General features: G+C 37.5%; 6 protein-coding genes. 2 read left to right on the top strand and 4 right to left on the bottom strand.

Features of this window, described 5'->3' with window-relative positions; translation table 11 throughout:
- Window positions 1–239: 239 nt before the first annotated feature.
- The 4 genes from F3G69_RS04850 to F3G69_RS04835 are packed head-to-tail and all read right to left on the bottom strand — an operon-like array spanning window position 240 to window position 6,798.
- Window positions 240–1,586: a TolC family protein gene (locus F3G69_RS04850; protein ID WP_149714573.1), complete on the bottom strand. Its 1,347-nt coding sequence runs from the start codon at window positions 1,584–1,586 to the stop codon at window positions 240–242.
- A gap of 1 nt (window position 1,587) precedes the next feature.
- Window positions 1,588–3,516 (bottom strand): MacB family efflux pump subunit, encoded by a 1,929-nt coding sequence (locus F3G69_RS04845; RefSeq protein ID WP_149714572.1) that lies wholly within the window; start codon window positions 3,514–3,516, stop codon window positions 1,588–1,590.
- Window positions 3,517–4,710: an efflux RND transporter periplasmic adaptor subunit gene (locus F3G69_RS04840; protein ID WP_149714571.1), complete on the bottom strand. Its 1,194-nt coding sequence runs from the start codon at window positions 4,708–4,710 to the stop codon at window positions 3,517–3,519.
- Window positions 4,711–4,764: 54 nt separating this feature from the next.
- Complete coding sequence (locus F3G69_RS04835; RefSeq protein ID WP_149714570.1) at window positions 4,765–6,798, bottom strand: ATP-dependent helicase; 2,034 nt, start codon at window positions 6,796–6,798, stop codon at window positions 4,765–4,767.
- 65 nt (window positions 6,799–6,863) lie between these two features.
- On the opposite strand from F3G69_RS04835, the gene pbpC reads away from it, so the two are divergent.
- Window positions 6,864–9,032: a penicillin-binding protein 1C gene (gene pbpC, locus F3G69_RS04830; protein ID WP_149714569.1), complete on the top strand. Its 2,169-nt coding sequence runs from the start codon at window positions 6,864–6,866 to the stop codon at window positions 9,030–9,032.
- Window position 9,033: 1 nt separating this feature from the next.
- A complete protein-coding gene (locus tag F3G69_RS04825; RefSeq protein WP_149714568.1) occupies window positions 9,034–14,154 on the top strand; it encodes an alpha-2-macroglobulin family protein in 5,121 nt (1,706 codons plus the stop codon).
- Window positions 14,155–14,200 lie beyond the last annotated feature (46 nt).

The raw sequence follows: 14,200 nt of genomic DNA, 5'->3' as shown, positions 1-14,200 counted from the left end.
GGATTTTATCTTTTGTATGATTTTAATTTATCCATTAAATTTGATGTAAAAATATTTGTAAAAAATCAGTTAAAATTTTATAATTTTCAAAAATAACATATTTCGTTGTAGTTTAAAAATTTAAGCGATTGTGGTAGAAAATTTAGCTAACCTATCTTTTTTGCTTGTTTTAGTTTTATACTCATATAACGATCTGCGCTACACTCGTTAGCCTAATAACTCCAAGCTAAGCCTATAATTTACCTATTAAATTTGCCTGCCATGGCTTTGTAGATATTTAGCTCGTCTTGTAAAAGCGTGTATTTTGCTTTTAATAGCCCTATTTTAGCCTCTAGCTCGCTGTTTTTAGCCTCCAAAAATTCTTTTAGTTCTACCTTGCCGTAGGAGTATTTTAGCTCGTAAATTTTTGAAATTTCCTCATAGTTTTTTATCTGCTCTTGATAGTTTATAAGCAGCGCTTCGTCGTTTAGGTAGCCTTTGTAAAATGTGTCTATCTCGTTTAATGCGCTATTTAGAGTGCTTATGTAGTTTAGTTTTGCAAGCTCAAAATTTGCCTCACTTACTTTTAAATTTGACTTTAGCTTGTGATAGTTTAAAAATGGTAAATTTAAAGCGATATTGCCATTTAGAAATTTAAGATTAAACGCTTCCTCTTTTTTGTCGGTACTGCTTTTAAGGCTAGCTCCTAGCGTGATGCTTGGATAGAACTCCTTTTGGCTAGCTTTGTAGTTTAAGATGCCCTCTTCTATGCGGTAAATGGCTGCTCTTAGATCAGGTCGGTTTGCTATGGCGCTTGTTGGCACCTCTAGATCAACGCCCGCTCTTTTAACTGGACTTAGCGTGAGGTCTTCAAATTTAAGCTCAAATTCTGGCCTCTCATTTAGCAAAATTCTAAGTGTCTTTTTAGCAGCCACAAGCTCTTTTTTGGCACTTTCTATCTTATTTTGAGCATTTAAAAGCTGTGAGTTTATCTGTTTTAGGCTTAACGCCTCCTCTTTGCCAAGCTCAAATTTAAGCCCAACTATCTTATTTAGCTCATTATAAATTTCTAAAATTTGCTCATAAGTTTTAATGCTCTCATTTAGATATAAGATCTGAAAATAGGCGTCTGTTACGGAGTTTATCACGCTTAGTTTGCTAGCCTCCAGATCAAATTTAGTAGCCCTTGCCTCAAACATCGCTGCATCTTTGCTATTTGCTAGCTTTTGCCAAAGGTCAAGCTCGTAGCTAAGCCCTATATTTGAGCCAAAATTTCTGCTAGAAGCACCACCCTCTTTTATATTTTTGTTGCTTGATGCCTCAACGCCAGCGTTAAAGCTTGGGATGAGATTTGCCTCCAAAACGCCAGCTTGAGCGAGCGCTTTATTTACATTTATCGCAGCTTTTGCAAGGTCGGTGTTGTTTTTAAGCGCAAGCACTACAAGCTCATCAAGGTAGCTTTGCTGATACTGCTTCCACCAAGAAGTGTTTAAATTTAACTCACTGCTGGCGTTATCTTCAAGTAAAATTTGTTTATAGGTTTCATCTATATTTTTAACAGCGCAGCCGCTTAAAACAAGTACTAAAGCTAAGCTTAGAAATTTCATATTACTCCCTTGAAAGCGCATCTATTGGATTTAGTTTTGAGGCATTTTTGGCTGGCATGTAGCCAAAGATGATGCCAATGGCCATCGATGTAACAAGTGCAAGCACGATTGAGCCGTTTGAAAAGATCATGCTAAAGCCATCTAAAAAGTTATTAAATATGTAGCCGATCGCGTAAGAAAAGGCTATGCCGATAGCTCCGCCGATAAGGCAAAGTAGCACCGCCTCTATCAAAAACTGCTGCAAGATGTTGCTCTGTCTGGCTCCGATCGCCATTTTGATGCCTATCTCTTTGGTGCGCTCGGTGACCGAGACTAGCATGATATTCATCACGCCTATGCCACCAACTACTAGCGAAACCACGGCGATACTTGATATTAGAAGGCGCATGGTTGAGATCGTCTCTTCGATAGTTTGCTTGATGCTATCAGAATTCCTTGTAAAGAAGTCTTTTTTTCCGTGTTTTATCGTTAAAAGATCAGTTAGGCTCTTTTCTGCGATTTGAGCATTTACGCTTTCATTTACTTTTACGGTTATTGAGCTAATAAATTTATCGCCCGTTATCTTGTTTATCACAGTCGTGTATGGAGCATAAATTTTAAGCGAGCTAGCATCACCGACTTTAAACTCATCTTTTTGCAAAACGCCTATAATGCGAAGTGGCTTTTTGTTAAAAAGAATGATCTTGCCGATAGGGTCTTCGTTTTTAAATATACTGTTTTTGGTATTTTGATCTATTAATGTGACAGAATCTGAGTTTAAAACCTCGTCCTCATCGTAAATTCTTCCTTTTTCTAGCTTTAGTCCATTTACGTCAAAGCTCCCTACTCCACCGCCCTTTAGTGTCGCTGTTAAGGAGATATTTTCATACGTTAGTACGCCTGAAGTACTTGTGTTTGGAGTGACTGAGTCCAGAAATGACTGCTTTGAGAGCATATTTGCGTCACTTATAGAGAGCGTTTTTACCCTACCTGAGAGCATATCGCCAAAGCCTTTTCCTGGCATGATATCGATCGTATTTGTGCCGATCTTTCTGATACCAGCTAAAATTTGCTCCTGTGAGCCTTTGCCAAGAGCTACGACGCTAATGACTGCAGTGATGCCAATAATAATGCCAAGCATCGTTAAAAGTGATCTTAATTTATGAGCTAGCATCGCATTTACCGACATTTTAAAGCTTTCAATTAGCTGATCTTTATAGTAGGTAAATTTGCTTTTTTCTGGCTGGCTCTGCTTTGTAGCCTCGTAAATTTCGCTATTTTTTACGTTATCGTTTACGATGTTGCCATCTTTTATCTCGATCACACGACTAGCATACTCGGCGATCTTTGGGTCGTGCGTGACGATGATGATGGTATGACCTTTTTTGTAAAGATCCACTAAAATTTCCATCACTCTTAGCCCACTTTTACTATCAAGCGCACCAGTTGGCTCATCAGCCAAGATGATCTCGCCACCATTCATCAGAGCCCTTGCTATGGAGACCCTTTGCTGTTGTCCGCCTGAGAGTTTATTTGGTAAATTTTTTGCTTTTTCGCTAAGGCCAAGAGAGTCTAAGATCTCCATCCCTCTTTTTTCTCGGTCGCTCTTATTTGCTCCTGCGTAGATGCTAGGAAGTGCGACGTTTTCAAGAGCATTCATTGTGCTAAGCAGGTTATATCTTTGAAAGATAAAGCCAAATTTATCTCGTCTAAGCTTAGCAAGTGCGTCGCTATCAAATTTTGATATATCTTTGCCATCTAGCAAGTACTGCCCGCCACTTGGGCTATCTAAGCAGCCAAGGATGTTCATCAGAGTTGATTTACCAGAGCCAGACTGACCGATAATGGCTATAAATTCGCCCTTTTTTATCTCTAAATTTATGCCATGAAGAATTTCTATCTCATTATCGCCAAGCTTAAAGCTTTTTGTGATATTTTTTAGGCTTATCACTTAAAACTTCTTATTTTCTTTTTCGATCATCTTGGCTATCTCGCTTGCTGAGCCTTGTGATGTGATGATCTCGTCGCCATCGTTCACGCCGCTAATGATCTGCGTATCAAGGTTGTCTTTTATGCCAGTTTTGACCGCTGTTTTTACCGCTTTGCCATCTTTTAAAACATAGACAAATGTGCCGTTTTCATCTCTTTTAATGCCGATGCTTGGTACGATGATAGCGTCCTTTACATTTGCTATTAAAAGCTCATTTTGTGTTGTCATGCCTATTCTTAAAATTTTATCTTTATTTTCAACTATGCTTTGCGCGTAATAATAAACAGCTGAGTTGCTTGAAGTGCTTGAGCTTGTGGATTTGCTACTACTGCTAGAGCCATAGTTACCATCGCTTAATGTCGTTAAGCCAGGGTCGATTGAGCTAACCGTCGTTTGAAATTTTTTCGTTGGCTCAGAGAGGATCGAGTATTCAACTGGTGTGCCAACCTTTATCTTTGTGATGTCGCCCTCAGCTATTTGCATCTTCATCTTAACATAGCTAAGATCTGCGATCTTTACGATAGTTGGTGTAGTTTGATTAGCATTTACAGTCTGTCCCTCTTCGACCTGTACGCTTACTATTATGCCATCTCTTGGCGCGGTGATCTTTGTGTAGCCTAAATTTATCTTAGCGGTACTTAGCTCGATATTTGTCTGCTTGATCTGAGCCTCGAGCTCCTTTATCTTGGCACTATTTGCGCTATAAGTATTTTTTGCGCTTTCAAATTCTTGTTTTGAAGTGGCGTTTTTGGCAAAAAGTGCATTTTCTCTATCAAACTGCGTTTTAGAGATATTTAGAGCCACTTTTGCGCTTTCAAGCTGAGCTTTGTAGATGGCAAGTTGAGCTTCTTTATTGTCTATGCTATTTTGCTGGGTTGAGCTATCGATACTTGCGATCATATCACCTTTTTTGACCTGATCTCCAAGCTTAACATAGAGCTTTTTTATCTGGCCGCTCACCTGAGCACCCACATCAACTAGCTCGGTAGCGAAAATTTCTCCAGTCGCATCGACCTTTTTGCTAAATGAGCCCTTCTTCGCCTTTTTGGTGATAAACTCCACCTTTTCATCTTTTATCTTAAAAAAATTATCATAGATAAAATATCCGCCGACGCCTAAAATAAGCAGAATTATTAAAATTTTAGATTTTTTCATTACTTCTCTTTGTAAAAAATTGGTCAATTTTACTTAATAAGATTAAAATTCTCTTTAAACTTCCTCTTTTGCCATGCCAGCCTCTATCAAAAACCTACTCGGTTGGTAGTTGATCTTCTTTATCTTGTCGTATTTTGCATAACTTAGATATAGCTCGTCTTTTGCTCTAGTTACTGCCACGTAAAAGAGCCGTCTTTCTTCTTCTAGGCTACCACCCATGCTCATTAGCTTTAAATTTGGAAAGCGGTTTTGCGCGAGATCTACTATGAAAACTTGGTCAAATTCAAGCCCCTTGCTCGCATGCACGCTAAGCAAGCTAACGCCCTGCCCTTCGCTCATCTCGTTGCTTCCAAGGGCTAAGAAGTTATAAAATTTACTGATATCTTGATATTTTTTAGCTAGCTCGCTTAGCACTACGCTCTTTGCCATTATGTGCTCTTTGACCTCTTCTTTGAGCGCCAGATCGACGTTGCCATTTTTTAGAGTTGCCCTTTTTGTGCTGATGTTTTCGACGATTAGCGAGTAAATTTTGCTAGTTTTTATCTCATTTATCATCGTGGCTGGCTTTGAGATATTTCTCATGCCTCTTAAAAAGTTGAAAATTTCATATAAAAACTGCGCCCCACTCTCGCTTATCTTTTGTAGTTTTAGCACTGGATGACCTAGAAATTTATCGCTAAAGCCAAGCTTAGAAAACCTTGAAACCTCGGCAAATTCGTCAAGATCGTCAAAAAGGCCTAGCTGGTAGTTTCTCCTTTTATTTGATGAGATATTTACACTCTCATCTGGCTCAACTATCCCTTTTATTAAATTTCCATGTCCAAGCTTAAGTAGTGCGTCAAAAATTTCTTTACTAACTGCGCTGCCAACGCCTTTTGCGTATTCACAGATGTGGATAAATGCCATTATATCTTTTGGATTGACATAAATTCCCATGATGTCGATGAGTGCCTTGATCTCGCGGCTCTCAAAAAAGCTCACCCCACCCTTTCGCTTTGAGCCAATACCTCGCTCTTTTAGCGCGACTTCGATACCGTCCGCTGAGGAGTTGTTTCTAAAGATGATGGCGATATCTTCTCTATTAAATGGAGAGAGCGAGATGATGTCGGCGATATTTTGATACTGATCAAAAAGCTCGTTATAGACAAGTAGCCTTGGAGGCTTGAAATTTCCCTCGCGACTAACTGTGAGGTGCTTTTCATAAAGCCTTGGGTTATTGTTTATGACCTTGTTTGCAAGGGCAAGTATGCATGAGCTTGAGCGGTAATTTACATTTAAAGCGTAGATATTTGCGTTTGGGAAGCGATCTTTAAAAGAGCCTATTATCTCGATATTTGCGCCGTTAAATGCGTAGATACTCTGGTCAAAATCGCCCACGCAAAAGAGGCTCTTTGTCTTAAATGCGTCTATAAGGCTGCCTTGAAGCGTGTTTGTGTCTTGATACTCGTCGATCAAAATTTCATCATAAGCTAAATTTGCTCCTTTTTTTAGCTCGTCACGCATTTTTATGAGAAGGTCGTTAAAATCAGCGTAGGCAAATTTGGCCTTCTCAGCCTCAAACTCCTCTAAAACATCTTCATAAATTTCGGCATAAACGCCCTGCTCTTCGCTCTTTGCACTTATCCATTTGCCAAAAGTTGTGCCTTGCTCGCTGTTTTGAAAGAGTGAGTAAAGGTCGTATAGATAGGCTCCGCCGTAAGGTTTGACATCGCTTAAATGGTAAAATTTACGCCTCTCAACAATACTTTTTAAAAGCGTCTTTAGCTCGCTTGGCTGCTTTAGCGTGACGCCTTTACCAAGGCTTTTTAAAAGCGAAAATGAGACCGAGTGAAAGGTGCCTGCGGTGATTTTGGAGGTTATGGTCTTGTCAAAATACCTATTTAAACGCTCTATCATCTCACTGGCTGCTTTGTTTGTAAAAGTTAGAAGCAAAATTTTCTCAGGCGAGATGCCTAAATTTAAAAGATGAGCTATGCGTGCGACAATGGTACTGGTTTTCCCGGTGCCAGCTGAGGCGATGATGAGATTGTGTCCAAATGGTGCAGTTGCTGCAGTGTATTGTTCTTTGTTTAACCTAGATAAGGGCATGTCTTCCTCTTTTTTAAAAAGGGCTAATTATAGCTACTTAAACTTTAACAGCTATAATCACGCGGATGAAAAAGTTTAAATTTCTAAAATTCCTTGCCCTATTTTTGGCTCTTTTGGTTGCTATTTTTTTGATATTAGATCAAATTTATCCACTAAATTTAGATGCACTTAAAAAAGACGAAGCCAAAATTTTGCTTGATAGAAATGGCAACATTATAAATATGAAGCTTAGTAGTGATGGAATTTGGAGATTTCACGAGCAAAATTTCCCAAACTCACTAAAACAATGCGTCGTTCTTTTTGAAGATAGGTACTTTTACTACCATTTTGGCGTAAATTTTGCCTCCATTTTTAGAGCATTTTTTCACAATCTAAAAAGCGACAACCGCATAGGGGCTAGCACTATCACGATGCAAGTAGCTAGGATGCTTGAGCCAAATGAGAGGAGTTATAAAAATAAGATAAGAGAAATTTTTAGAGCATTTCAGCTCGAGTTTCACTTTAGCAAGGATGAAATTTTAAATTTTTATCTAAATTTAGCCCCATATGGCGGCAATATCGAGGGTGCAAAGGCGGCAAGTTTCTTTTATTTTGGTAAGGGGCTAAACGAGCTTAGCTACGCTCAGGCTGCACTTTTAAGCACGATCCCTAAAAATCCAAACAAAAATAGACTAGACCGCGTTTCAAACATAAATGCTCTAAAAAACAGAGTCATAAAGATGCTTTACAAGGCAAAGCTAATAGATCTTAGTGCTTTTAAAAGAGCTCAAGCTGAGCCATTTAAAAATATAAGAGCAAAAGCTATCGTAACTGCGGAAGATTATGCAAATGTCGCCTTTAAAAACCAAATTTCAAAGGCAAACCTGGATCTAAATTTACAAAAAGATATGCTTAAAATTTTAAAAGATACGATGTTTTTGCTAAAGGCTAAAAACGCAAATAATGCCGCTGCAGTAGTCATCGATAACAAAAAAATGAGCGTTGTTGCCTTCATCGGCTCACATGATGAGCACGCGCGTGACGGCAAAAACTCAGCCCTAAATATGAAGCGAAACACCGGTAGCACGCTAAAGCCTTTTATCTACTCACTTGCGCTTGATAGCGGGCTTATAACGCCAAATTCGCAGTTAATAGACACGCAAATTTATCTAAATGAATATGTGCCAAAGAACTTTAGTAACGACTTTTTGGGGCTAGTAAGCGCAAAGGACGCTCTAAATTTTAGCCTCAATATCCCAGTTATAAATTTAGACTTAAAGCTAAAAGACAACTCACTTTACGAGCTACTTGAAAAGGTAAATTTAGTTGATGAAAACAAGGAATTTTACGGCTCTTCGATAGTTTTAGGCAGCGCTGAGATGAGCCTACTTGATCTTGCGCATCTTTATACGATATACGCAAATGGCGGGGTTTTCATGCCGCTTGAGTTTGCTGGCAAGAACTACAAAAATGAAGAGAAAAATGTAACTCTCATTTCACCTCAAAGTGCCTATTTAACCGCTAAAATGCTAAGCGAAGCCTCAAGGTCGTATCTAAAAAATGCTTGGCAGTACGCCCAAAATACGCCAAAAATAGCCTTTAAAACCGGCACAAGCGCAAGCTCACGTGATCTTTACGCCATAGGCGTTGATGAAAATTATACAATTGCTATTTGGATCGGAAATTTTAATGCTAGCAAAACTGATAAACTAACAGGACTAAATGACGTATCAAAGAGCCTTTTTGATATGTTTAAGATAATCGCTCAAAAAGAGAAGTTAAGATTTATGAGTGAGCCAGATGGCATAGAAAAGCTACCGACCTGCCTTGATGCCTTTAACTATGAAAAGTGTAAAAAAATGGCGCTTGATGATAGGATAAATGGTGTAGATTTAAAGGATAAGTGCGAAAGTTTAAGAGGCGAAGAGCTTGATTTTTTGGTTAAAAATGAGCTTTTGGATAAAGATGAGATACAAAAAAGTCCTTGTGCTGAAATTTTTAAAGATAAAAAGCCAGTTTTTGCCTATCCTTATGACAAAGAAGAGATAGTTACAGATGAAAATATTACCCAAGTTATGGTAAAATGCTACGCGTTCTTAGGTGATGAAATTTACCTAAAAATAGATGATTTAAATTTTACAAAGATAGAGAATGCAAGTGAGAAAAAGCTTGATATGACTCTTGGCGAGCATAGTATAAAGTGTCTTGATGAGAATTCAAATCAAAGTGAAATAACAATAAAACTAAGGAGATAACATGCGTCAAAAAGTAGCACTTATGGCACTCCTGGGGGTGGTAAATTTATATGCTTTTAGCCTAAATGGTACTGCTGAGATAAAATCGCCCCTAAGTGTAGAATTTGGACTAGAAGATAAAGTAAGCAAAAATCTTGTTGGAACACTAAGCGATAAAAAGATCATCTCATGTCAGCCGGCACTAAATGGCATAGTAAAGTTTAGAGATCAAAGTTTGCTGCTTTTTACAAAAGATATGCATGCGGGCGTAGAGTATGGCTGTAAGCTAGAAAATGGCAGCATGGCTAGATTTACCACAGAAGAGTTTAATCTAGCAAATATAGAAAAACTAAGCGATAGTTCATATATACTTAAATTTAACGACGAAGTGGATATAAGTACGATAAAAACTATCACAGTAAAAGGTGCAAATTTTAATGCAACTGAGCTAACTAGCACTAGCTTTGAGCTTAATCTTGATAAAAATATAAGCGAGCCCATTTTTGATCTAGGTGAGAATTTTGAGAGTAAATTTAAGGCTAAACTCGCAGGTGAGACGAGAGTAAAATTTACAAACGAAGCAAAAGAAGAGAATGTAAATATAAATGCCAAAGCTAAAAGCCTTGAGATACCTGAAATTTATCCAGTGAGTCTTGATAATGGCATCTTGGGCTTTAGAATTTATCTAAAAAATTGGCTTGATGATGACATCAACCTAAAGAAATTTATAAACATAAAAGATGTAAAAAACTTTAGCATTAGTGATGTTACATATAATGGTAGCGACGAAGAGAATCCTGAGTTTAACGAGTATTATTACTACATTGATATTACAAGCGATGAGTTTAAGCCTCAAAACAAATACGAAATTACTATCAAGCCTGGATTTGGTGATGATAGAAATGTCGTAAGAGAGGCAAGAAACTACGAAGTAACAGCAACTAATTTTATGCCTTTTGCAAATTTTATAAACAATGAGCCATACATATCAAGTGTCGGTGAGATCGGTATCAGAAGTGCAAATTTAGCTGAGCTAAATGTAAGTGTGGAAAGGCTTGCTGAACAAAATTTTAGATTTTTTTTAAATTTTAACTACGATAGCGAAAATCTAAGTAGCTTTAGTACTCAAGTAGCACAAAAGAGCTATAAGCTTGATGGTGCTTTAAATGAGATCGCGCTTAACAAGATAAAACTTGACTTTGCAGGTGTAGGAGACGGCGTATATAAGATAAATTTAAACTACGGCAAAAATAAGAGCATCTCAAAAGTGGTTTACTTAAGCGACATTGCCGTAAACGTCAAGCTTGGCAAGGATGAAATTTTTGTCTTTGCAAATCGCCTTGGCGAAAATACAATGCTGCCAAATGCAAATGTTAAAATTTACGGTGTAAAAAACGAGGAAATAGCTATTGGTGCTACAAATGATGAGGGTGTATTTAAATTTGATAAAAAAGATATACACAAAATCGCATCATCTGTCGTGGTTTCGCTTGGCAAAGAGCAAAATTTCCTCATCATACAAGAAAATGAAGCACTAAATGATGCTCAATTTATCAGCCAAAATCCAAGTGATACCATCGATGCCTATACGCATTTTGCGTCAAACATTATAAGGCCAAATGAGAGCTTGCAAGGGGCAATTTATCTAAGAGATAGAGATTTTAAACCGCTTAAAAATATGCCAGTTAAGATTAAATTTATAGACCCACAAGGCAAAAGCAGTAGTGAAATTTCACAAAATACAAATGATGCTGGCATGATAAATTTCGAAAAAGAGATATTAAGTGATCTAAGCGGTAGATTTAACATGCAAGTTATTTACGCTAGCAAAGTGATATCAAGCGTACCATTTTATGTTGAGAGCTTTGTGCCAAATAGGATTAAAAATGAAATTGTCCTTGAGTCGGAAAATTTTTTCAAAAACGATCTTTTAAGGGCCAATCTAAGAAGCAACTACCTTTTTGGCGGTGCAGCTAGTGAGCTTGATGGAAATTTACAAGTAGACTTTTTTGATGATGAATACAAAAATAGTGAATACAAAGAGTATAAATTTAAAAACGATACGATAAAAGCAAGCTCATATCCAGGCTATGTTAGTGATTTTACACTTTCAAAAGATGGCAAATCAAGTCATATTATAGACCTTAGTTTTAGTACTAAAAACGCACCTTCTATCATAAAAGGTGTTATAAATTTCAACGTAAATGACGATGGCAAGAACGTAAGCGAGGCAAAAAGCTTTACGCTCTATCCTTACAAGGATATGGTCGGTATCGCAGCAAGCACGACATTTGCTGAGCCAAACGAAGATGTAAAAATAAGAACGGTTGTGGTAGATATGTCAAGTCAAAAGGCCGTAAAATCAAATTTGAAATTTGAAATAAAACGTGTTACTTGGCAATACCAAAGAGATACAAATGGCTATATAAAGTGGTTTCAAACGCTAGAAGATGTGGATAATTTTTATAAAGACAATGGCGAGTTTAGCTATAAATTTACACAAAGTGGCTCATATGTGATCATCGCTACAAATCTAGTAAGTGGAGCAAGCACAAGCCTTGATATGGACGTAAGTGGCTACAACTACTCGACTCTAGCACCAACAAAAGAGCTTAGCAAATCTCAAATCAAACTAAATAAAAATATCTACAAAAAAGGCGATGAACTAAGTGCTGATATAAGCTCAGCTATAAAAGAAGGCATCGCCCTTGTTACACTTGAAGATGGTGGCGTGAAAGCTTACAAGGTCGTTAAGATAAAAAACAACTCAGCAAATGTGAAATTTAAACTTGACTTTGATTTTAGCGGACTTTACGTGAGTGCAAATATCTACCGCATGACAGATGGTGGATTAACTCCGTTTAGGACTTACGGTAAGGTTTATGCTAAGGCTGATAAGTCTTCAAGAAAGATTGACCTTAGTCTTGATGCACCAAAAGCCGCAAAAAGCGATGAAAACATTAAAATTTCACTAAAAACAAAGCCAAAAGCTTACGTAAATTTATTTATCACAGATGTTGGCGTACTTGATATCACCTCACAAAAACCAGCCGATCCGCTTAAATTTTTTGACAAAATTTTACCAGACGGTGTCTTTGACTACGACATTTATAATAGGCTCACAAATTACAAGGTCGAAGGTAAAATACTAAATTTTGGTGGTGACATGACGGCGATGGCCATGGAGGCCAAGATGGCAAAACATGCAAGCCCGGTCGATAGTAAAAATGTAAAAACTTTTGCAAATTTGATAAGCCTTCAAGCAGACGACAAGGGTGAAATTTCATACGAGTTTAAAACACCAAATGGCTTTAACTCAGCCGTCAGAGTGGACGTTGTGGCAAATAATGAAAGCGGCATGAACGCAGTAAGTAGCGAAATTCTCATAAAAGATGAAGTCATCATAAAGCCAAGTGTCGTAGTTTATCTCTTAAAAGGCGATGAGCTAAATGCAAATTTAAGGCTCATAAATACGACAAGTGAGGATAAAAATTTAACCATAAAAGTGGCTAGCAGTAAAAATTTAAGCATCAAAACAAAAGAAAATGCAAATTTAAAGCCACTTGAAAACAAAGCCTTTACGTTTAAAATTTCAGCTCTTGAGGCTGGTGCGGCCGAGTATAACGTGACTATAAGCGACAAAAACAGCTCAAAAACGGCTCAAAATTTACTTGATGTAGTTAATCCTTATACGATTAGCACCTATGCAAGAAGTAGCGTCTTTGATAAAGAGAGCATGATCTCGCTTCCAAAAGGCTTTCACAATGTTGGTATAGATGCGTCAAGCTCGGTTTCAAGCGTGCTATTAGCAGCTTCTAAAAATTTAGTCGAGTATCCTTATGGATGTGCGGAGCAAAGGAGCTCAAGGTTGCTTGCACTTTTAAATTTAAAGCCAAAAGATGAGCTTGAAAAAAATGATCAAAAGAGATTTATTGCAAGCGGTATGAGTGAGCTAATTAAGATGCAAAAACCAGATGGTAGCTTTGGTTACTGGAGCGATCTAGGTAGTACTAATGCATTTGCTTCGATCTATGCAACTGATGTACTGCTTGATCTTGAAGAGGCTGGATATGAGCTAAATAAAAATGTAAAGCAAAGAGCATTAAATTCGCTCTTAAAATATACAAACACAGATATTGAAGCTCTATATGCTATCTATGTAAGCTCCCGTGCAAATGTTGCTGACAAATCAGTGCTAAATAAAATTTATGACCACAAAGCTTACAATACGACTGCACTTAATAAATATCTAATGGCAGCGGCTCTAAAGCTAAACGGCTTAAATGACGAAGCAAAGGTGGCGCTAAAAGATATTAAAAAAGCTCAGATAGCTGATTACAGCAGGGATTATTCTAGCTTTGGCTCAAAGATGAGAGACAATGCATTTATCTTGTATCTGCACGCAAAATATTTTGAGAAAAACGACTACTCAGATGATCTTGCAAATTTCTTGATCACAAATTTAAATGAGCTAAGCTCAACACAGGAGCGTGCATTTACCCTTAGGGCGCTAAACGCCTACTTTGGCAAAGATAGTGGCGAGAAAAACAATAAATTTAAACTTAGCTACAACGGCGAAAGTAAAGAATTTGACGGCCTTTTAAGCGTATCATTTACAGCAAAAGATGGAAATTTTACCATCACTCCACTTGGTGAAAACAAGCTATATGCCACTATTTTAAGCTATGCTTATGTGCCACTTGAGATTAAACATAAAATAGAGCCAAAAGAGCTTGATGTTTATAGAACGTTTGTCGATGAAAAAGGCAAAGAGCTAGGTCTTGACAGCCTAAGAGTAAATGATGTTGTCTATTCAAAAATAGTGATAAATTCTAAAGCTATGGTTAAAAATGGTGTAATAAACGAGATCGTAAGCAGCTGCTTTGAGCCAATAAATGAAAATTTAAGTGGCTTTAATAAGAGTCTTAAAGATAGCATTGAGCTTGAATATCAGAGCATAAAAGATGATCGCGTTTTAAGTTTTTATACATTAGATAGTGACAAGAGAGAGGCTGTGCTTTACACACCTTATCGTGTAAGACTTGGCGGCAAATGCTCACTTGGTGCGGTCACAACTGAAAATATGTATAACGAAAGACAAAATGACTACGACCTAGCTCAGCGAAGCTTTACTGTTAAATAAGCCATATAAATTCCGGGGCGTTTAACCGCCCCAAGCCCATATTTCC

The organism is Campylobacter concisus, from assembly GCF_902460625.1.
GTDB lineage: Bacteria > Campylobacterota > Campylobacteria > Campylobacterales > Campylobacteraceae > Campylobacter_A > Campylobacter_A concisus_AD.
Note: the sequence above shows the minus strand (reverse complement) of the source record. Positions and strands in the feature narration are given on the sequence as shown.